The organism is Paucilactobacillus salsurae (assembly GCF_054784995.1).
Genome location: NZ_BAAHWX010000003.1, coordinates 1 through 23,329, shown reverse-complemented (window position 1 = coordinate 23,329; position 23,329 = coordinate 1). Strand labels below are relative to the sequence as shown.

Annotated in this window: 15 protein-coding genes; 12 read left to right on the top strand and 3 right to left on the bottom strand. The window is 38.5% G+C overall.

Annotated features, from left to right (window positions below; translation table 11 throughout):
* The first annotated feature begins 62 nt into the window (after nt 1–62).
* The 3 genes from ACYVQZ_RS03715 (at nt 63) to ACYVQZ_RS03705 (ending at nt 8,661) form a co-directional block, all read left to right on the top strand.
* Entirely contained in the window at nt 63–3,578 is a 3,516-nt protein-coding gene (locus ACYVQZ_RS03715) for a PD-(D/E)XK nuclease family protein (RefSeq protein ID WP_461240054.1), read from the top strand.
* Nucleotides 3,571–7,275, top strand: coding sequence for a helicase-exonuclease AddAB subunit AddA (gene addA, locus ACYVQZ_RS03710; protein ID WP_461240053.1), 3,705 nt, complete (start codon nt 3,571–3,573; stop codon nt 7,273–7,275). The genes ACYVQZ_RS03715 and addA overlap by 8 nt, the downstream gene beginning before the upstream one ends.
* Before the next feature lie 171 nt (nt 7,276–7,446).
* A complete protein-coding gene (locus ACYVQZ_RS03705) occupies nt 7,447–8,661 on the top strand; it encodes an NAD(P)/FAD-dependent oxidoreductase (protein ID WP_461240052.1) in 1,215 nt (404 codons plus the stop codon).
* Nucleotides 8,662–8,903: 242 nt separating this feature from the next.
* On the opposite strand, the gene ACYVQZ_RS03700 is transcribed toward ACYVQZ_RS03705, so the two are convergent.
* The 3 genes from ACYVQZ_RS03700 to ACYVQZ_RS03690 form a co-directional block, all read right to left on the bottom strand.
* Nucleotides 8,904–11,054, bottom strand: a complete 2,151-nt coding sequence (locus ACYVQZ_RS03700) for a LysM peptidoglycan-binding domain-containing protein (RefSeq protein WP_461240051.1) — start codon at nt 11,052–11,054, stop codon at nt 8,904–8,906.
* A gap of 377 nt (nt 11,055–11,431) precedes the next feature.
* On the bottom strand, nt 11,432–13,210 hold the full coding sequence (locus ACYVQZ_RS03695) for a glycerophosphoryl diester phosphodiesterase membrane domain-containing protein (RefSeq protein ID WP_461240050.1): 1,779 nt from the start codon (nt 13,208–13,210) through the stop codon (nt 11,432–11,434).
* Nucleotides 13,211–13,456: 246 nt separating this feature from the next.
* Nucleotides 13,457–13,642, bottom strand: a complete 186-nt coding sequence (locus ACYVQZ_RS03690; RefSeq protein WP_461240049.1) for an LBP_cg2779 family protein — start codon at nt 13,640–13,642, stop codon at nt 13,457–13,459.
* A gap of 154 nt (nt 13,643–13,796) precedes the next feature.
* Here ACYVQZ_RS03690 and ACYVQZ_RS03685 point away from each other — a divergent pair, with 154 nt between their 5' ends.
* The 9 genes from ACYVQZ_RS03685 to ACYVQZ_RS03645 all read left to right on the top strand — a co-directional run bounded on the left by ACYVQZ_RS03685 (nt 13,797) and on the right by ACYVQZ_RS03645 (nt 23,182).
* The gene (locus ACYVQZ_RS03685) at nt 13,797–14,423 is read left to right on the top strand and encodes an LVIS_2131 family protein (protein WP_461240048.1); all 627 of its coding nucleotides are present in this window, start codon (nt 13,797–13,799) and stop codon (nt 14,421–14,423) included.
* Nucleotides 14,424–14,525: 102 nt separating this feature from the next.
* Nucleotides 14,526–16,268, top strand: a complete 1,743-nt coding sequence (locus ACYVQZ_RS03680; protein WP_461240288.1) for a LytS/YhcK type 5TM receptor domain-containing protein — start codon at nt 14,526–14,528, stop codon at nt 16,266–16,268.
* Between the two features lies 1 nt (nt 16,269).
* Nucleotides 16,270–16,980: a LytR/AlgR family response regulator transcription factor gene (locus tag ACYVQZ_RS03675; RefSeq protein WP_461240047.1), complete on the top strand. Its 711-nt coding sequence runs from the start codon at nt 16,270–16,272 to the stop codon at nt 16,978–16,980.
* 137 nt (nt 16,981–17,117) lie between these two features.
* Nucleotides 17,118–17,564: a CidA/LrgA family protein gene (locus ACYVQZ_RS03670; protein ID WP_461240046.1), complete on the top strand. Its 447-nt coding sequence runs from the start codon at nt 17,118–17,120 to the stop codon at nt 17,562–17,564.
* Nucleotide 17,565: 1 nt separating this feature from the next.
* Complete coding sequence (lrgB, locus tag ACYVQZ_RS03665) at nt 17,566–18,309, top strand: antiholin-like protein LrgB (RefSeq protein ID WP_461240045.1); 744 nt, start codon at nt 17,566–17,568, stop codon at nt 18,307–18,309.
* 234 nt (nt 18,310–18,543) lie between these two features.
* Complete coding sequence (locus tag ACYVQZ_RS03660; protein ID WP_461240044.1) at nt 18,544–19,845, top strand: ammonium transporter; 1,302 nt, start codon at nt 18,544–18,546, stop codon at nt 19,843–19,845.
* Between the two features lie 159 nt (nt 19,846–20,004).
* Nucleotides 20,005–21,525 (top strand): ABC transporter substrate-binding protein/permease, encoded by a 1,521-nt coding sequence (locus ACYVQZ_RS03655; protein ID WP_461240043.1) that lies wholly within the window; start codon nt 20,005–20,007, stop codon nt 21,523–21,525.
* A 480-nt stretch (nt 21,526–22,005) separates the two neighbouring features.
* Nucleotides 22,006–22,437, top strand: coding sequence for a hypothetical protein (locus ACYVQZ_RS03650; RefSeq protein ID WP_461240042.1), 432 nt, complete (start codon nt 22,006–22,008; stop codon nt 22,435–22,437).
* 190 nt (nt 22,438–22,627) lie between these two features.
* Nucleotides 22,628–23,182, top strand: a complete 555-nt coding sequence (locus tag ACYVQZ_RS03645) for a hypothetical protein (RefSeq protein WP_461240041.1) — start codon at nt 22,628–22,630, stop codon at nt 23,180–23,182.
* The last annotated feature ends 147 nt before the right edge of the window (nt 23,183–23,329 follow it).

Below are 23,329 nucleotides of genomic sequence, written 5' to 3'. Positions count from 1 at the left end.
CATAATCGCAACCGGGCAACGTGTTATAATTTTACTAACGATATTTCAACTGGGGGTGCACCATGAGTTTAGGATTTATTTTAGGAACAGCGGCTAAAGATCACCAAGCAAAACTTGTTGATCAAATGGCAGCAGACATGCAACAAAACCCCAATGATCAATTTTTTTATTTAGTGCCCAACCACATTAAATTTGAAACCGAAATTCAAGTTTTAGAAGCATTGGCGCACAAGACCAATCAAGAAGTTAGTGGCTATACCCAATCAAAACTGCAAGTGTTTTCATTTAGCCGGTTAGCATGGTATCTCTTAAAAAATACGGCAGCCTATCAAGTTCCAAAAATTAGTACGACAGGACTTAACATGCTGGTGCTTAGTATTTTGAAACAACACCAAGGACAACTGCGCTTATTTGCTGGGGAGATTAATCAACCAGGGTTTATTAATCAAATCACCCGGCAATTAGAAGAGCTACGGCAAGCCAATATCAGTGCTGATGATTTAAAAAACTTAGCTAGTCAAGTTGATGAAAATAGCGACTTGAACGCTAAATTACAAGATCTCAATGTCATTTATCCGCTATATGAGCAGCAATTAATCGGCCGTTATATTGGTAATACTGATGTTTATGCGCAACTAGCCACATATCTGAACCAACATGATTTGAGCCAAATGCATTTTTATCTGGATCGTTTTTCATCATTTACAGCTAGTGAACAGGCCATTGTGTCTGCTCTTATTTGTCACGCCCAAAACGTGTATGTTTCGGTGGTGTTAGATCAGCCATACCAACAACAAATGCCAGATCAAAATGATTTGTTTTTTGAATCGGGCAAACTTTATCATCGTTTATTTCAAGATGCTAAAGCGCATCAGGTGAAATTAGTCGTCGATCAGTATGCCAAACAAGATCGAACGAGTCCGGAACTCGCAGCCGTTGATCGCTTTATGATTGCCGATACGAAAATGGCCCAAATTCAACCACAGGAATTAACTACGCGTGCTAATTTACAAGTATTCACTACGGATAATCGGTTAACCGAATTAACCCAAGTAGCGCGGCAAATTCACCAACTGGTCGCTAGCGGGAAGTACCGTTACCGTGATTTCTTAATCTTAACGCGTCACTTAGATTTATATCATGCAGGACTGGAACCGATTTTTGCCCAGAATAACATTCCAATTTTTAATGATCATGAAAAACAAATGGATGATCATCCGTTGGTGGAATTGATTAATGCGTTATTTGAGGTGCAGAAACATTATTATCGCTACGCTGACATGATGCGCTTGCTGAAAACACAATTATTACTACCTGAAATTGATGGCGAACAGATGAGTCTAGAAGACTATAAAGATGCCTTGTCTGTGACAGAAAATTGGTTGTTGAAAACGGGCTTGCATGGTGATGATTGGTTACGTGAAAAAGATTGGCAATATTATCAATTCTCACAATCAGACATTGGCATTCAAACTGATAAAGTTGAACGAGAAACGCAAAAAATTAATCTGATTCGTCATTTTGTGAAGGATAATTTACCACCGTTTTTTACAGCCTTAGAACAGGCAACGACGGGGCAACAAGCGGCGACGATCTTATATCAATTTTTGGTAAATCAACATGTTTTAGAAACCTTGGCCCAAACTGAAGACGAAACTGGACAACAGCAGCAAGTTTGGCAGACTTTTTGTGGATTGCTCGATGAATACGTCAATATCTTGGGTGATCAAACATTTAATGTTGACGATTTTCAAACGATTTTACAAACAGGCTTTGCCAGTGCCACGTATTCACAAATTCCATCAACAATGGATCAAGTGACAATTTCTGAAACGGGAATTGTACAAAATAATAATCGTAAAGTTGTTTTTGTGATTGGTGCGACAGACGCCGTTATGCCAGACTTACCGGCTGAAAGTGGACTTCTAACTGACCCAGATAAAGAACAGTTGACCCCACAATTAGCTGATAATCAATTTTTACCAAGTAATCGCATGGAACAACTGGCTAGCGATCCATTTTTAAATTATTTGGGATTTATGAGTGGCCAACAACGATTAATTATTTCCGCTCCACGATTGGATAATAACGGTAATGAATTGGATCTGTCTCCATATGTAACAGCCTTACAACGGTATTTTGATCTTTCAGTCACCCAATATCATCAATCGCCAGATGTTCATGATGATAAAATTGCGGCTTATATTAGTGCACCGCAAGCGACCATTAGTTATTTGATTCAAATTGGCCGACAGAGTAAAGATCAACAAACCATATTACCAACAAATTGGCGGTTTGTTTATCAACAGTTGAGTGCAATGGCTAACGTTAACAAGCGATTGATAGCTGCTTGGCAAAGTCTGGATTACACCAATATTCCTGTGCCATTAAAACCAGAAATTGTTACCGGTTTGTATGGCAATGCCATCAATACGTCGGTCTCAAAACTAGAAGAATTCTACGAAAATGAATATGCCTATTTCTTGAAATTTGGTCTGAAACTAAAAGAACGTGACATGTTTGAACTGTCACCTGCCAATACGGGTGAATTTTTCCATGCGTCACTAGATCAACTGGTTAAACAAATCAACGCCAGTGGTAAAGATATGAGCGAGTTTAGCGAGAGTGAGCTATCGCAATTAATCGATCAAGTTGTGGATCAAGTAGCTAGTGCGCCGCAATTTATGATTTTAGCGAGTTCGGCACGAATGCAATACATTGGTCGGCAATTAACGCAGACAATTCATGCAATGGGGACAACTCTGGCCAAGCAAAGTAAGTACACCAAGATGCGACCCATGCAAACAGAAGTCTTATTTGGCCAGGTCCAAGATCAAAGTGGCTTGCAACCACTAGTCTTTGATTTACCAGGTGGCCGACAAGTACGAGTTCGAGGGAAAATTGATCGCATCGATCAATTGACGACTGACAAGACCCATTACTTGAGTGTGGTGGATTACAAATCAGGCAACAAGAAATTTGATATTACGGATGCGTATTACGGTATTGCAATGCAGATGTTGACGTATTTAAATGCAGTGAAGCTCAATTGGCAACAACTGGGAGGTACACCCGACGGTCAACTTGGTGGTGCCCTCTACATGCATATCAATAATCCCAAAATCAACCTGGCTGATTTGCAAAAAGCTGATAATCAGCTAGAAAGCGTCCAATTGTTGGCTAATGAATACCAGGGTATTTTGTTAGCACAGCCAGATTTACTTGAAAACTTAGATGCACATTTACAAACACAATCAACATCACTTTTGTATCCCTTTAAAGAAGGTAAAACGGGTTATAAAAAAACCAGCGGTGGTCATTTATATACCCAAGAAAACCTGGCGTTATTAATGCAACGCAATCTAGAACGGATTAAAAATGCGGCCACCCAAATTTTTAGTGGTGCCGATCAATTGAATCCAGCTAAATGGAATCAAACGACCACCGCATTGCAATATTCACCGTTTAAAGATATTTTTCAATTTGATGCAATGCTACCGGAAAATAATTATCATCAATTGAAATCACTCTCGGAAAAAGACGTCTTTAATTTATTGAAAGGAGACCAAGATGACTAAAACAAACTACACGCCACAACAGCAACAAGCAATTAGTGAGCGCCATCATAATATCTTGGTTTCTGCTTCTGCCGGTTCTGGTAAGACGTCGGTCTTGGTTGAACGAGTGATTCAAGAAATTTTAGAAGGCGTGGATGTTGACCAACTTCTGATTGTGACGTTTACCGATGCCGCGGCGAAAGGGATGCACGATCGAATTGCTAAAGCACTGCGCCAACAAATCAAAAATCCGGCAGTTAATGAGACCACAAAAAAACGATTAAAACGGCAAATTAACTTACTAGGTGTGGCCAATATCAGCACGTTACATGCATTTTGCTTGAGTCTAATCAAACGATATTATTATTTAATTGATTTGGATCCTCAATTTCGACTATTAACGGATCAAGCAGAACAACTATTATTGCGGGACGAAGTTTTTCAAGATACAGCTGAACAATTCTATTCGCTCAATAATCCTGCTTTCGAACAACTCGTTCAAAATTTTTCGAATGATCGTGGTGATCAAGGACTGGTCGACATCGTGAATGATTTGGATCGTTTTGCAACCGCCACCCCAGATCCACAGCAGTGGATGCAAACACTGGCTAATCATTATGAAGTGGGCAATCATGCCATTACAGAACTTCCGATTTTTACAGATGAACTGCAACCCATGCTGGTTTCAGTGATTCAACAAGTTGAAAATGATTTGCAGACAGCCATTAACCTTGCTGTTGGGGATAAATTTCAAAAATTAGTTGGCGTATTAAAAGATGAATTAGCTCAGGCTCAGCAATTAATGACAACTGTTCAAACGGGGGCATTTGATACCATTCGCGAACAGTTATTAGCACTAAATTTTGCCAGAATGACGGGTCCAAGAGATGAAGAATTAAAACCAATTTATACCAATATCAAAGCGTTACGAGATAGCAGCAAAGCGAGTTTACAAGACCTACAAAATTACTTTAGTCTACCGGAACAACAAACACTCACGGTGATGGCTGAGGCACAAGCTGTTATTCAGGAATTAGTGACATTTACTAGTGCTTATCAAGAAGCATACCAAGCTGAAAAGCGGCGCCGCCATGTACTTGATTTTAGTGATCTGGAGCATTTTGCGTTAGCAATTTTGAATAATCAGTCTGAAGATGGTCAAGCGGTTCTAGCGCACTTACAGCAACAGTATCGTGAAGTGATGGTGGATGAATATCAAGATACGAACCAGTTGCAGGAAAGCATCTTGCAAAAAATCGTTCAACTTGATCCTGGCAATATGTTTATGGTGGGTGATGTGAAACAGTCGATTTATCAATTTCGGCAGGCGGATCCACGGCTGTTTTTACACAAATATCAAACCTATCGCCAAGCACAAAATACGGATGGTCAAGCCATTATTTTAGCCGAAAATTTCCGGTCCATGAAAAACGTGACCGCATTTACGAATCTCATTTTTGAACAATTAATGGATCAAAAAGTTGGTGAAATGGCTTATGATGAGGCTGCCCATCTGCAATATGGTGCGACGGATTATCCTAGTGAAGATAATTTCCCAGCAGAAATTTTATTGTACGAGGGTCAAACTGATGACGATTTAGACGCTGAAAACCTAACTTTTGATGTGGCGGATAAAAATGCCGGCGAAGTACAGATGATCGGGCAACGTATTTTACAAATGGTTCAAAACCAAGAACTGATTTACGATCGCCAAACAGGCGAGCACCGGCCGGTAGAATACGGTGACATTACCATTTTGGCACCGACACGCAACAATAATAATTTGATTGTGGATCAGTTTGCTCGTTTGAATATTCCAGTTACGGTTAGCGACGCCCAAAATTATTTTCAAGCCACAGAAGTACGCATCATGATGGCGCTTTTGAAAGTAATTGATAATCCATATCAAGATATTCCACTGGTGGCGGTGTTGCGTTCGCCGATGGTCGGTTTAGATGAAAATCAATTAGCTTACCTCCGCATTCAAGATAAGACGGATGACTATTATCAAGCGCTCAAACAGTTCCAAGCATCACCACAACTAGCTGAAGGTGACACATTTGGGCAGACTGTTTTTTCAAAAATAGATCATTTTTTACAGCAATTAAAAACTTTTCAAACACTGGCTACACAAAACCAACTGGTGAACTTGATTTGGACCATTTATGAAGAAACTGGCTTTTTAGATTATGTCGGCGGGATGCCGGGAGGTCAACAACGACAAGCTAATTTACACGCCTTGTATCAACGTGCCTACGACTATGAACAAAGTAGTTTTAAGGGCCTATTTCAATTCGTGCGCTTCATTGAACAAATGCAACAACAAGATCAAGATTTAGGTCAAGCACCCATCCAACAAGATAATAATACGGTCTCTGTTATGACTATTCATGGCAGTAAAGGACTAGAATTCCCGGTTGTCTTTTTAATGAATGCCACGCATGCGTTTAACTTAACGCAATTACGACAAGACTATCTTCTTGATGCACATGAAGGTCTTGGGATTACTTATTTGAATCGTGATCGGATCAAAATTCCAACTTTACCAAAACAGGTGTTAATTAACACGGTCGATCAAAAGATCAAAGCCGAACAAATGCGGCTTTTATATGTAGCGCTCACGCGTGCGGAGCAACGATTAATCATTACTGGTGCGTATCCAGATCGGCAAAAGGCATTTGCCAAATGGGAAAAGGCCTTTCAAAGTGAGCAATTAACACTTCCCGATCAAGTACGATTAACTACCAATAATTTTATGGATTGGATTGGCATGAGCTTGATTCGGCATCAACAATTTGAGCAAACAGATTTATCAGATGGCGTTTATTCAACCGTTTTACAAGGCGATGAAACTAAGTTTGACATGCGCTGGGTCACACCTGAAGACCTTGCCGGAAATCAAGCTGCTCAAGATGAAACTGTCATGAATACGAAAGAGATTTTAACGGCGAATACAGATGAGTTACCGGCAAATGTTAAACAGGCCATTCAGCAGATTTTAACGTTTAATTACCAACACGTGGCCGCCACTAAAACGACAGCTTATCAGTCTGTTTCAGAAATTAAACGATTGTTTGAAGATCCAGATAATACCCAACTGGGACAGCTGACATTTGCACCGGAAGCTAAGCAAACAGGCCGTTATTTAAATCAAGAATTTGCCCAACCGCAGTTTTTACAAGAAGAAATAGCACCCAGTCCCACAGCAATTGGAACGGCCACTCATCTGGTTTTACAGATGATTGATGTCACCACCCAACCAGATGTCCAACAAATTAATCAAACAATTGCGCGGTTGACCGCAGCCAAATTAATTTCACCGGCCATTGCAGAGCGAATTAATGTCGAAGACGTGCTTGCCTTCTTTGAAACTACTTTAGGCCAATCAATTTTGGCAAATCCAACTCAGTGGCATCGAGAAATCCCATTTTCGATGCTCTTAAATGGAAATCAACTATTTAAAGAAATTGAAACTGATCAAGAAAAAGTTTTGATTCACGGAATTATTGATGGTTATCTAGAAACGGACCAAGAAATTCAATTGGTTGATTATAAGACAGATCGAATTACACCACAAAATGATGTTAATCAAGTGATTAGTAAGTACCGTGGACAAGTGAACTTATACACGCAAGCTTTACAAAAAATGACTAATCACAAAGTCGGTCATAAGTACCTTTATTTAATGGCGATAAAACGTTTAGTTGAGCTAGATTAGATGAATTAACCAATGCTTGTGAAAAAAATACAAAATAATTTCAATTCGTTCTTATCTTTCGATAAATAATTAATTAAAAAATAACGGCATTTCGTTGTCATAACAGGATTGTTCGTGTAGAATGATACTTGAGTAAGCGGATTCAATATACTAAAAAAGGAGCATCGCGACATGGCAAAAATAGTTGTTTTAGGTGGTGGCTACGCAGGTATGCGTGCTATCAAAGTTTTATTGGAACAAGCACCAAAGGACGCACAATTAGTGTTAGTAAGTGACACAAGAGTGCATACAGAAAAAACAAACATTCATGAAGTGGCTGCCGGGACAACAAAGCCCGAAGAAATTTCATTTGATGTTTCTGAAGTAGCGAAACCTTCACGTGTTAAATACGTTCAAGATACTGTGACTGGTATCGATTTAGATAAAAAAGAAATCGCATTAAAAAATGATAGTGAACCTTTAACCTATGATTATGTCATCATCGGGTTAGGATTCAGATCAGAAACCTTTGGCATTAAGGGCGCTGAAGAAAATGCGCTCCCATTAACTAATTTGGAACAAGCTAAGGCAGTTTCTGCACATATTGAAGCTCAAATTCAACGTTTCCAAGAATCACAAGATCCTAACGACTTAAAAGTTGTCGTTTGTGGTGCCGGCTTTACTGGAATCGAATTATTAGGAGAATTAATTCATTCAACAAAGAAATGGGCTAAGATGTATGACACGCCAAACGTGGAATTATATTGTGCTGAAGCAGCAACCAATATCTTACCAATGTTTGATCAAGGTCTAGCTGACTTTGCCGTTGACTACTTGAAACGCAATGGTGTTCAATTTGTTTTAGGCGCTAAGATTTCCGGTGTTGAACCTGGAAAAGTGGTCTACGATAAAGACGATGAAACCCAAGAATTAAATGCTAACACCATTATTTGGACAGTCGGTGTTAGTGGTAGTCACGTTATGGACGATCCACAATTTAGTGCTCGTCGTGGACGTGTAATTCCTCGCGAAGACTTAAGTTTAAGTGAAGAACATCCAGAAGCCTTTGTTGCTGGGGATGTGGCCGCAATCATGAACCCTGAAAATGATCGTCCATGGCCAACAACAGCTCAAATCGCATTGAAGTCTGCTGCCCAAGCAGCTCAAAACGTTGCTAACTTAGCAAAAGGCGGCTCAAGTGTTCCATTTGCCTTCCATTCATTAGGAACAGTTGCATCATTAGGAAGAACCCAAGCAATTGGCCAAGTCTTAATGGGCGGCAAGGACGTCAAATTAAAGGGTTACCCAGCTTCAGCAATGAAGAAGGTCATCACAGACCGCTCATTATTCTTTGATAATGGTGTTAAGGGTATCTTGAAGCATGGTCGGTTTGATATTTGGCATTAAAATAGAGTGCGGAGAGCGCCCGGGTAGACCACGAGGATTAACGTGCTAAAAGTGAAATCCCTGAACTTGGGATTTTGCTTTTAGCGGGTTAACCGGAATGGTCTGGGTGCTCGGAGCACGTTTCAGCAATAAAAAAGAAAAAAGGCAAGCTATTCTTTTGATTGAATAGCTTGCCTTTTAATATAAGTGATAAAAAAACAACCACTCAACAATGGAGTGGTTGTTTAAATTTATTCACTAAATTAGAACTTAATCACTTGTCCAACATAAATCTTATTAGGATTAGCAATTCCATTCTTACTTGCTAAAGCTGAATAGCTAGTACCAAACTTAGCAGCGATTGCTGACAATGAATCACCGCTCTTAACTGTATATGAACCGGCAGCGTTTGTTGAGGTAGCCTTTGTTGTTGCTGAGCTTGAGCCACCAGCTAATTTAATGGTTTGTCCAACATAAATCTTGTTAGGATTGGCAATGCCATTAATAGAAGCCAATGTTGAATAGCTAGTGCCATATTTAGCCGCAATTGATGATAATGAATCACCACTCTTAACTGTATATGAACCAGCTGACTTGGTGTTTGAAGTAGTCTTAGTACTTGTCGTTATCTGCACAGTTTTAGCAGAAGAAACCGATGTACTAGTAGTTTTCAAAACCTGACCCACCATGATTAAGTTGGCATTGCTAATGTTGTTGACTTTAACTAAGTTAGCTACAGAAGTACCCAATTTATTCGCAATAGCTGAAAGGGTATCACCACTCTTAACTGTGTATGAAGCACTACTTGAACTTGTTGTTGATGTTGTAGTGGTTGGCTTCGTAGTTGTTGAAGAGGTTGAAGCAGCCTTTAGTTTCAATACTTGGCCAACATAGATTTTGTTTGGATTACTGATCTTATTGAGTGAAGTTAAAGCTGAAACACTAGTGCTATGACTGTTGGCAATGGCAGATAGTGTATCACCACTTTTAACTGTATAAGTAGCAGTTGAAGTAGTTTTTGATGGTGTTGTCGTTGTAGTCGTCTTATTTGTGTTTGAGGCACTACTTGAAGATGAGCTCCCCTTGCTAACTAAGATATTTTGACCAATATAAATTTTGTTAGGGTTACTAATGCCGTTAATTGAAGCCAAAGTAGCAGCACTTGTGCTGTACTTGTTAGCAATCCCAGAAAGGGTGTCACCGCTCTTAACGGTATAGTAGGTAGACCCACTAATGTTTGTACTGGTTGAACTGCCAGAGCCAGTATTACTTGTGTTAACGCTCGCACCGGCGAACGCAATTTGATCTAATTGCGTCAAATTGTATGTCTGAACGATATTAATTAATGAACTAGCGTAGTTTGGTGCTGTTGCATAACCGTCTGAATGAAGCATGTTAGCAACTGTTACGTAGTTGGTTTGGCCTAATAAGTTATGGTAACGTGAGTTAACATATAGGAAGTTACCGTGGTCTTCAACACTTTGTGAGTTATTAGAATAAGCTCTAAAAGCATCGTAAATCGTGACGTAACGGCCGTTAATGTATTCTTGCGTTGGGTAGTTGACGCTGTTGCCGTTATAACTGCCCTTAATCCCAAAGAGGTTATGAGCTTGAACTGATAATGAAGATTTTCCCCAACCACTTTCAAGAATGGCTTGAGCTACTGTGATAGATGGTAAGACACCATACTTCTTCCAGCCATTAATAGCGCCAGCTTGGACACTTTCAATGAAGGCTTGAAGTGAAGCGTTTGAACTAAATTTTGGTTGTGTGGCACTGGCTGAGGCAGCCACAGCAACGATCTTTTGTGTTTGACCGGTAGCAGCATAATTAGCGGCAGCTTCTTGCTTAGCAGCAGCTAAGGCGCTAGCATCGTCTGAGTTGATCGTAATGACGTTAACTGATTGTGCAGCTGATGAAGACACTGCTGAGCTTGATGTGGCACTTGATGAAGATGCTGGAGTAGCACTGGTTGCGGTTGACGAAGCAGCACTTGCTTGGCTGGCTGGTGCACTATTGGCACTGGTTGCGGCAACAGCACTTTCTTGAGCAACTTCGCTGGTTACAGCTGATACTGCACTGGCAGCAGAAGCCGTTTCATCGGCTGCACTACTATTAGCACTGTCGGCAGCACTTGAAGTATTTGCAGCATCACTGACAGTATCAATTGTAGCAGTGGCACTTGATGAGGTAGCTGAAAGGACAGCGGTGGTTGCACTTGAATCCGTAGCAGCATCGTTAGTTGTACTGCTTTCCTTGTCAGACTTATTTGGTTGGCTATCTGCATGGGCAGAGACACCAGCAACTCCTAAGCCGATTGAAAAAGCGGCAACACTGGCGAAAACCCATTTACGACCTTGCTTATACATCTTGTAATGTAAGGTATGATCAATCACTTGATTGCTTTTCTTCATAATGATAAACGCTCCCTTATTTTTTGTATTAATAATCTTCACAGCTCATATCTATAGGCTTTTAAAGAAATAGTTATAATTCTTAAAATTTAACTAAGATTATTAAGATTTAATATCACGATATCATCATAATGCCGTTATGTCAACACCTTGCACAATACAAATTAGTTTAATTTTTGTGACAAAAAGTAACAATCCGTGGTGCAATTTTCTATAAAAATAGCGAAATGTTAATGAAATTGATGACAGTGTTTTAATGAAAGTAACAGATTGGTAGCTTTATAATTATTAAATTTAAGAATTTTTTTGTTGGAGAAAGTTGTGTATAGCAAAAACAAAGTGGTTAGTAATTTTTTTACTAACCACTTTTGTGTGCGTTAATTTAAAGGCATATTTGTTGTCGGTAAATCAATGACGTAATCTACCAACCGTGTTGCGTAACTGGGATGGTTCATATTATCACTGACTGTCTGTTGTAGTTCGCCAAGTTGATCTGTGATAATGCCGTTAACATTGTTAAATAACATCGATTGCATCTCCTGATCATTGTTAACTGTCCAGGCGTAAACTTTTTGCCGCCTGCTTTGTGATTGATCTACGAAGCTATCATTGAGCGTTGTAGCTTCCATGGTGTAGGCATTAGCTTTGGTATGCGGAAAGGCTAAATTATAAGGCAAAATAAAGCTGACAAACTGCTTTGGGTCTGTACGTTTCAGTCCTGTAATGACGTGGTAGTCTAATGAGTGTACTTGTTCGTGATGAGTTAACAATGTAGTACCATAGCGGTTTACAAATAATTGGAGCATATTGCTGGAATCGTGAGGCGTGGTTTTAATTTCAATCAATAGCCGTTGATGAAGCTTAATGGCGGTATGAAGGTAGTCGTCAAATGACGTAACTTTGGCATGATAGCCATTTTCATGAGCCGTTAATCGTTTCAATTGTGCCAAAGTGAGTTGATATGGGGCCTTATTAACACCAGTTAATTTTTTAAGGTTCTCATCATGCATGACCACAAATTGATGATCTTTAGTTTCGTGAAGATCCATTTCGATGAGGTCGGGATGTTCACGACTGGTTTTGCGTAGTGACTGGAGCGTATTTTGAACGCCGTTTCCATTATCGACCCCACGGTGTGAAATTTCGAGTGGTCGGGTGACCAGCATGCCTTTTAGATAAATGGCATTGAAAGTCGCAAAGCCGATAGCCACTGCGCCCAGTGCAATAACGGTGAGCGTTCGAGAAAAACGGCGGTGGCGAAGTAATTGAGGTTCAACGGGAGTGACTTTCACTTCCGTTAATAAAATTGACATGATGCCAAAGGTTGAAAAAATCACCATCATTTGTGTCACAAACTGAATTAATGCCAGGTTAATGACCGCCAATAGAAATGATGCTTTAATTAAATAATGATCAAACAAGGTTTGCCCAGCGATGATTAAAACATAGGAAATGATTGTAATCAGTGCAATGCACAGTGATAAAACTAAAATATCTAGAAACAGGCTAATGATATGCCCCTTCGTTTGGTTCCAAGTGTCACGGATGGCTTGTTTAACTGGAAATTTTTTAATTACCAATTTAGGTAATACGAAAAGTAGACGAAGTCCAAGGTACAAAACGATAATGTAAGTAATTGCTATAGTAACGGCAGCCCATGGTTTAGTAATTAGATCGGATAAAACAAAGGCCGGTATTTTTACTTTAGCCAATAAAGCGGTATGAAAGCCGATTCCGGCAAATGGCAATACTAATACAAAATAACCGAGAAAAAAGAAAAATGATGTGATTGAAAGTTCTAGACGCTGATGAATAGTTTGCAAGAAAACTACGCCAGGACGTAAATGACCCTGGACGTTAATCTGATAGATGCCACGCATGATAAACGAGAATTGCCAATACACTAAGAGTAAGGCAATGACAAGCAAACCAAACAACAGCAGTGAAACGATTGGATGTTGAACAAGGACGTTAAGATTATTATAAGAAACGTAATCAATGTGGCCGAGTTTGAGTGCCGCCTCGACTAACCAATTTAATAGTGGAATGACAATTAATGAAATGACAAGATTTGTACCGAAAATGAGCAGGGAATAAGGGACCCAGTTTTGTCGAAATTGGTGCCAAATGCGATTAGTGAGGTGAAAATGAGTCAAAAGATAACTTCCTTTGTAAAGTTTAGTGAGGTTTTCTGCTTGATTGTAACAAACAGATTGGCGGGCGTATATAGGATAATTAGTACTGTTAGTGCATTAGATAACGGTTTAGTAAATAGAAGAAACGACCCGAAATTCTATTTTTTTTAGAATTTTTGGGTCGTTTTTTTAAGGTTTTTATTCTTTTTGTTACTGTTCTGTTGCTGAAACGTGCTCCTCGTGGTCTAACCGGCTGCTCTCCGCACTCTATGAGTTTTTCATAAATCTCCTCAACAACCGAACTTCATCGTCACTAGGAGCGCTTTCCATTGATTTAATGTTATGCACGCGTTCTACTGATAGTTGGCTGCCGAATGCGATGTCGTTGTCTGTTAAATGTTTCTTTTTTTCGAAAGCAATAATTTCTTGTGCTAATTTACTTAAATCATCCAAAATACTCGCTCCTTTAGATTTTGTTAAACAAAACAATTATTTATTCCTATTGTATCTTTTTTTAGTTAAAATAGATAGGTAAGTTAGGACGTGAGATTTTTCAACGGATTTATGGCATAATCAATAGAAATGATTTGAGATGGGAGTACACAACATGTTCACTGGTTGGAATTTTATTGGGATTTTACTTTGGTTGATTGCGATCGCCTTTTTAATCTATGTGATTCACTATATTCGAGTTAAACAGTTGATGTTAATCGTCAAAACAAAAAAAGCATTTGCCTGGAAAAATATGATTACTTATATTATTTTATTGGCAATTTCGTTTGCCGCACTGGCGGGGATGGCTTATTTGTCATTCTTTAGAGACGTGAACATGAACGATCACCAACAAATTGCGATTAAAACGGAATACAAACCATTGGTCATTACCCCAATTAAGGGGGACTTCTACTACACTAAAGTTGATCGTGCTTCTGGTGGTGAAAAACCAGTTGCGTCATATACTTATTGGTCAGACAGTAATAAGTACACTGTTAGTGGCCACAGTGCAACCATTGCGGCTGGTGTCAATCCTGTAAATGCTGCGGCATCTGTTTACCCATGGAATAAACAACAGTTGAAGAAACAAGATCAAAAAAATGGTAAGGCGTTTGTGGCAGTCATGACGACCCGATACAAACCTACATTTTTGAATGGTTTAGGGGTTAGAGGTGGACATGTTGCCAATCGCTATACGTTAATTCGCATTCCGTCGGGACAATTTATCTATCAAAAATAAATAAAATAAAAAGTAGCTAGCGTAAAAAAGCTAGCTATTTTTATTTTCAGATGATATTTTAGATGATAAGAAAATGAGAAATGCAGGTGAATTTTAATGCAAATGCTAAATTTATCACTGCTCATGCTAGAACGAGTGGGAATTGTGATTATCTTAGCGTTTTTGATGGTGAATGTGCGGCCATTTCGTAAATTATTATTTGATAACCATACACATGGTAGCAAGGTTCAACTTATTTTTTTGTTTGGTTTTTTTGCTATTATTTCCAATTTAACAGGGATTGAAATTGACCAAAATAATCATTTAATTTCAACGGGAATTTTGTTAAATATTCCGTCACAGTATTCGATTGCGAATACACGACTATTAGCGGTGACAGTTTCAGGCATTATTGGTGGCCCATATGTCGGCAGTGTTGTTGGTTTAATTGCTGGTGCACACCGGGTGTTACAAGGTGGCGCTTCTGCCCTCTTTTACATTCCAAGTTCTATTATCATTGGGGCATTGTCCGGTGTGGCATTTAAAGATGATAGTAGTCGTAAAAAAATGTTAATTATGAATCCGATGCAGGGAACAGTTGTTGGTTTGTTAATGGAAACGGTCCAAATGCTGTTTATTCTCTTATTTAGTCCAACCGGGTGGGTCCTGGTTAAATTCATTGCAATTCCAATGATTACTATTAATGCGGTGGGAACGTATATCTTTTTGAAAATTATTCAAATGACATTGAGCCAGGAAGAAGAAACCAAAGCAATGCAAACGCATGATGTTTTGGAATTGGCAGATCGCACGCTCCCTTATTTTCGTTCGGGCTTAAACACAGAGTCAGCGACCACGGTGGCTGAAATTATTAAAAAATATACGAATTTTTCTGCAATTAGCTTAACGTCACAAACAGAAATTCTGGCACATGTTGGGGCAGGTAGTGATCACCATGTTGCCAGGAATGCTATGGTAACGCGATTATCACAAGAGGCAATTGCGACTAATCAAATTAAGATTGCGCACAGTAAGGCAGAAATTGGATGCTCCAATCCTAAGTGTCCATTGGCAGCAGCGGTAGTAATCCCGTTGCATGTTGACGGCGCCGTTGTTGGAACGCTGAAAATGTATTATACGGATGCTGGTGAGTTAACGCCAGTTGAAGAACAATTAGCTCAAGGGCTAGCCTCTATTTTTTCAAGCCAAATTGCTTTGGGGGCAGCAGAGACTCAATCAAAACTAGTCAAGGATGCTGAAATTAAATCGTTACAAGCACAAATTAACCCACACTTTTTTTTCAATGCGATAAATACGATTTCTGCTATGATGCGTAAAAATAGTGAACAGGCACGTGGATTGTTACTTCAATTAAGCACGTATTTTCGTTCAAATTTGATGGGTGTTCGTGAAACTGAAATCACACTTCGCCAAGAGCGTGAGCACGTGAATGCATACTTAGTTTTGGAACAAACTCGTTTTCCAGATAAATATGAAATTGATTTTGAAAGTCGCGTTAACGACCGTGTTTTATTACCGCCGTTTACTATTCAAGTACTGGTGGAAAACGCCATTAAACATGCTTTCGTAGGTAAAAAAACAGGAAACCAAGTTAAGATCAACGTTGAGGGCCAGAATGGTCGTTTGAAAATTCAAGTGATTGATAATGGAATCGGTATTGAACGAACAAAATTATTGCAACTTGGTAAACAACAAGTTGATTCTGAGGCAGGTAGTGGTACGGCGCTACAAAACCTAAATCAACGCTTGGTTGGCTTGTATGGTGAAGATAGCGCCCTTAAGTTTATTTCTAATGATGATGGAACAATTGTGACGACCTATCTGCCGCTCAAGGAGGTGCAATAAAATGAAAGTATTAGTCGTCGACGATGAACCTTTAGCACGCGAAGAATTAAGTTTTTTATTAGAACAAAACAAACACGTCGATGAAATTGCTGAGGCTGAAAATATTAGTGAAGCCAAAAATTGGTTGATTAAAGAAACCATTGATTTAGTGTTTTTAGATATCCAATTAGGTGATGAAAATGGCCTTGAACTTGCCAATCAACTTAAGGAATTATCGTCACGCCCGCGTATTATTTTTGCAACAGCTTACGATCAGTATGCTCTCGATGCATTTAATGCCAATGCCTTAGACTACATTTTAAAGCCTTTTGAACAAAGTCGTGTCGACGAGGCAATTGAAAAAGGATTGATGATTAATCCGAATGTTGGTAAACCTCACAGTAATAATCCTCGAATTTCAGTTACTGAAGAAGATAAAATTAAAGTGATCAATAAAGCAGAGATCATCTATGTGTTCGTTGAACAAGGTGAATTGGTGATTGTGACTGAAGAGCAGCGTTACCACACAAGACAAACACTAACAAGTTTCATGGAGAGTATGGATCCAAAGACATTTATGCAAACTCACCGTAGTTTTTTGGTTAATCTAAATAAAGTTGGTCAAGCAGAACCCAGTTTTAATCATACTTACGAGCTAACCATGTCAAATGGTGACAAAGTACCAGTCGGGCGAGCGTTTGTGGCAGACATGAAAACTGCTTTAGAAATGTGAGGTTTTTCACCCACTTGCTAGGGTTGTTCAACTAAAAATTGGGTTATTTAGCTACAAAACAGCACTTTAATTGATTGATATTTCGTATAATATTAGTGAATCGTTGGTCAATGTAGTCAAGATTGGAGGATTTACTAATGGATAAGCAAAAAGAAGCAGTAAAGAAAGAAAAGAAGGCAGCACCAATTTTAATTCAATTAGGCATTTTTGCCACGGTGTTATTTGTCTCAAGTCTAATTTCGCCACTCTTTCCAAAGAGTTTCCCCGTTCCAACCCCAGTTATTGGTTTAGTGCTATTATATTTACTTTTAACACTTCATATTATCAAGGTTGAATGGGTCGATAATTTTGCCGGATTCATGATCAGTTTGATTGGATTCTTATTCGTTCCTTCAGGTGTTTCGTTAGCAACTAGTTTGGATATTATGGCTAAGTCAGGGGTCCAAATCGTTACTGTTGTTATTATTTCAACGGTTGTTATGTTAGTTGTTACCGCTTATACCGCTTGGGTATTGATTTCGATTAGTAACAAGATTCGTCATCGTTCAGAATCAGACATTGAAGAAGATGGGGGAGTGGAATAATATGTCAACTGCAATGACTGCTGCATTAGCACAACCATTTTTCGGGATTTTTCTATCATTAGCCACATTCTTATTTGGACAATGGTTGTTCAAGATTGGCAAAGGATTCTTCTTATTCCAACCACTGTTCGTTGGTATGGTTCTTGGTATTGTTGTCTTAATCGTAATGGCAAAAATGATGGGTTCCACCACAGTTGCCGTTTATACTAAGTTCTACAAGCCAGGTGGAGATATTATTTTCTGGTTCTTGAACCCAGCTACGATTGCGTTTGCCGTTCCATTGTACAAACGTAACGATATCGTTAAAAAGTATTGGTTTGAAATTCTATTATCATTAATTATTGGATCAGTTATTTCATTATTCTTAATCTACTTTATCTCACGTGCATTAGGCTTGAATACTGCTGCCACAGCCGCAATGTTGCCACAAGCTGCTACGACTGCCATCGCATTACCAATCTCAACTGCAATTGGTGGAAACTTCTCAATCACCGCCATGGCCGTTATTTTGAACGCCGTTATCATTTACGCTTTAGGTGGTTGGTTAGTTAAAGTCTTTAAGCTTGATAAATCAAAGATCGGTGCTGGTCTTGGTTTAGGAACTGCCGGACATACCGTTGGTTCAGCTAAAGCCTTAGAAATGGGATCTGTAGAAGGGTCAATGGCCTCAATTGCCGTGGTTATTATCGGTGTTGTTATTGACTTGGTTGTGCCGACATTTGCTCACTTCATTGGAATTATGTAGCGCGCAGCTTCACCTTGTTACAAAAGTGAAGAATGGGTATCAACCAAAGAGACTTTCGTTGTCAAACGAAGGTCTTTTTTGTATGTAATGTTTTATTACATGTAAATAAATCAAAGTAAATCAACGTTTTAACTTAATAAAACGAAAAATAGGAATTGATTTTCTCAAAATACTTGTAGTTAATTAAAAATGATGTTATGTTTTCTGACATAGAGAGAAGAAAGGGGCTTGATTATGGATGGCGCAAACACATCATTTTTGGTAATTTCAAGTATTTTGGTACTTTTTATGACACCGGGGTTAGCATTTTTCTACGGTGGTTTAGTTTCACAAAGAAACGTGGTTAATACGATGCTATCTGTCTTTTTTATTTGTGGATTAGCAATCGTGTTATGGATTGTGGCAGGGTATAGCTTGTCATTTAGTGGCAATGAAGTTGGAGTTATCGGGAATTTAAAGCATTTTTTTCTGAACGGCCTTAATTTGACACAACTGACTGCCACGAAAATTCCAATTGGGTTATATTCGTTATTTCAGATGATGTTTGCCATCATCACACCAGCATTGTTTGTGGGCGCAATTGTTGGTCGAATGCGATTTAGTTTTTTGTTTTGGTTTATTATTTTATGGTCACTTTTGATCTATTATCCAATGGTGCATATGGTATGGAGTCCAAGTGGCCTGCTTGCTAAAATTGGTACGTTAGATTTTGCCGGTGGAACGGTAGTGCATATCAACGCGGGCGTTACTGCATTGGTGTTATCCATTTTCTTGGGTAAACGGATCGATTATGATCGAGATCATGGCCATTATAATTTACCCTGGGTACTCCTCGGAACAACGATTTTATGGATTGGTTGGTATGGTTTTAATGCAGGTAGTGCATTAGCCATTAATAATATTGCGGTACAGGCGACAAGCACAACGACAGTAGCGACTGCTAGCGCCATGGTCACCTGGTTATTAATTGATGTGGTTAAGACGGGTAAACCAACTTTAGTGGGCATCTGCACGGGCACTTTGTGTGGATTAGTTGGGATTACACCGGCAGCAGGGTTTGTCACGATTGCAGGTGCGTTTTGGATCGGTGTGGCGGCAACGTGTGCGAGTTACTTTTTTATTACTATTTTAAAACCGAAATTACATGTAGATGATGCGTTGGATGCCTTTGGGTGTCACGGCGTTAGTGGCATTGTTGGCAGTTTGGCAACTGGGCTATTGGCAAGTAAAAAGGTTAATTCAACGATTGCTCATAATGGTCTTTTTTATGGCGGTGGTTGGCAATTACTTTTGATTCAGTTGATCGCCACGGTCGCGACAATTGCTTTTGTATCAATAATGGTTTGTGTGATTGTCGTAGTGCTCAAGCGGGTAGTTAAAATGCGGGTATCACAATCCGAAGAACAGATTGGCCTTGATATCGCAGAACATGGTGAGACGGTGGACTACGGAATTGCTTTAGATGCCGATGTTCATAAGTACCAACATGAATTTCAAGGGCAGTTAGCACGATTAAATCAACGACATCAAGAATAAAAAATAGAATTTTAGCAGTGACCGTGGAAACATGGTCACTTTTTTTCGTGATAATTTGGGTTATTCATAAGAAAAATATGCATCTTTGCTGATTTTATTGCATAAAAAAACAGGACTAGGTATAATTAAAAGCGGTGAAAAAAAGCGGAGGCTATTATTATGTTTAAAAAAATTACACGAGCAATTTGCCTAATGGTCATTGGTGCATTTTTAGTGACGCCAATTTTAGGTAGTGTGGCGACAGCTGCTACGACCCAATCAAGTTCTAGTTCAGCGAGTTCTTCGTCTGCGACTGCTAACGTCCAGACAGGACAAGACGATTCGCTGCAAAAAATTAAGCAAAAAGGCACGATTGTCTTAGGAACCAGTCCGGATTACCCACCATATGAATTTATGGCCAAGGGTAAAGTTGTCGGGATGGATATTCAAATTGCCAAAAAAATTGCCAAGGATATGGGCGTCAAATTAGTTATTAAAAAAATGACATTTGATTCACTACTAGTGGCGCTGGAAACTGGCAAGGTGGATATGGTGATTTCTGGTGTGAACCCAACAGCTAAACGAGCTAAGAGTGTTGATTTTTCAAATTCATACTACAAGGCCGGCCAATATATTTTGATTAACAAAACTGATAAGAAGGTTTATCAGGACCGTAAATCCTTTACAGACAAAAAAATGGGTGCCCAAACTGGTTCGTTACCATATAATTTAGCGCAAAAGCAAGTTAAAAATGCGACAGTTAAAGGAATGGATCAGGTATCTGACCTGATTATTGCCTTGAAGACGCACAAAGTAGATGGGGTTGTGGTAGACGAACCAACTGCTAAAGCCTACGCTGAAAACGATTCTGATATTGTCGCTATTGACGGTAAATTTAATTTAGGGTCATCGCAAACTAATGATGTCGTTGCCCTAGCCAAGGGATCAACTAGTTTACGAACACAAGTGAACAAGTCAATTAGCGAAATTAAATCGCAAAACCTCATTCCGGGATATTTAAAAACAGCCGGTTCATATATGAAAGTTAACACTGCCAACACTTCAATGTGGCATTACTGGAAGTACTTTGCCTTAGGTGTTGAATACACGATCGGTATTAGTGCCATTTCTGTCGTTGCTGGTTTCTTGATTGGTATTTTACTAGCCTTTATGCGCTTAGCAAAATTCAAACCTTTTAAGTGGTTAGCAACCGCCTACGTTGAATTTGTTCGAGGAACGCCACTAATGGTCCAAATCTTGTTCGTCTACTTTGGATTAGGCGCAATTGTCAATATTCCAGCGGTTGTATCTGGAATTATTGCGGTTTCTTTAAACAGTGGCGCCTATGTCTGTGAAGTAATTCGTGGGGGGATTTTGTCCGTTGATAAAGGGCAACATGAAGCTGCGCGAAGTTTAGGCTTAACAGCCCATGACACGATGTATAGCGTTGTGTTACCACAAGCAATCAAGAATATTTGGCCAGCGTTAGGGAACGAATTTGTTTCGCTGATTAAGGAAACGTCAATTGTCTCAATTATCGGTGTTTCTGACATGATCTACCAATTAAAAATTGTCCAAGCCGATACGTATCGCGGGGTTATTCCAATTGTGATTACGATGATCCTGTACTTTATTTTGACGTTTGTGATTTCAAGAATCTTGCGTCATTATGAAATTAAAATGAATGCTAAACAAAGTTAGATTTAAATAGCGTTGTTTCTAGTATGAGGGATACCCCTAAAGTTAAAATGAAAATCATTTTAACTTTAGGGGTATTTATTATGGTTTTGAAAGACCACAGACTAGTGGATAGACTCTCGTTTTTAAAGATTACAATAGAATCTATTTGGACGTGTATTTTTATATTTTGATTATAAATAATTGCACTTTAATTGTAATGATAGAGTGCATGACAAAAGAACGTCTCCCTAAGCATAATTAAATATATAGATTTGTCAAAACAAGAGTAATTAACCTAAGCAATTATTTATATGTGCTAACTATTGATAATGTATATATAATATGCAACAATTATATCTGTTGTTATCGAGCGATAACCATAATTACAGCTAAAAACGGGGAAATATAATTGGGGAATACACATAAAGTAGCCAAAAAAGTAAAGAGATCAGTTAAAAAAGTTGCCAGTAAGATTAAGAAGTTTTTTGGGAGTAAACATAAATGAAAAGTCCATTTGTGAAAAAGTTAAAATATATAATGCTTTCCACCTTAGGAATCATAGTGGCTATTGCATGTTTACTAATATATATAAATTATAATTTAGGGAAAAATTCATTTTATTATGCGACACATATGCTTACTTCAAAAAATCAGTATCCGGTTTTACGAGAAGTAAATCGTAAAAGACTTCCAAATAAAGTCGACCAAGAATTTCCAAGTTATATTAACAGTGACGAAAAAGCAGGAAGAAATGGTTTTATGAGGTCTGACGGTAATGTGTCTGCGCGTAATGTTTTACAAGATGGCGACAAATGGCTATTAACAGATAATGTTGCAGTTTATTTTCCAACTTACAAAAAAATACTGATGGTGTTGAAATCTGGATGGACAAAAATTATAAGCAATCAAAGATTTATTATAGTGACGGAATGAATAAACGAAAAAATAAAAAAATGGGGTTGGATGTCTTAGATAAGTTTACGAAAAAGATTAAAGATACAGCCCAAAAACCAGTCATTAATTTACAGAGAATATATGATAAAAAATACGAAGATAAATAATTGACGAAACTATGTAAAAGATAGAAGAGACCGGATGAGCATTCTTGTCGGAGGAAACATTAATGAAAAAGAAATTATTATTATCTGTTGGGATGGTGGTTGCTATCTTATTAGTGTTTGTGGGATGCCGTATCTATGTAGGTATAAATATTTCAGAAAATGCATTTTATTATGCTACACATACGAAACATGATAACAAAAGTTATCCAATAATCTATGCTCTAAATAATTATGCACTACCAAAATCGGTTAATAAGAAGTTTAAAAGCAGTATCAACTCGTCTCAAAACAGCGATGGCATGTATGCAAATATGAATGTTGGCAACATTGATTCAGAAAATGTATTGAAATCGGGTGATCATTGGAATTTGACACAGCAGACAATTGTTTATTACCCCACAACTAAACAGGGATATTCAAAATATGTCATGATCAGTTTTAATAATGACTATGAGGTTCAAAAAATTGAATATCACCATACAAATAAGAGCGAAGCCAATTCGAAAAATGCCATCAAAGTATTAAACAGATTAACTAGGTTGTTAAAAAAATCGTCAAAAAAACCAGCTGTTAATTTACAAAAAATATATGACAAAAAAATGAATAGCGATGAGTAAGTAAAGTTACGACTAAATTATGGATTGAAGTCAATATTTGAGACAGGTTTTAAGAGACATTCAGAACCGCGTTTACCTTCCACAGCTCAAATAAATCATTAATCGTGATTAATAACTTATTTGAACCATGGAAAGCATTAAATCAGG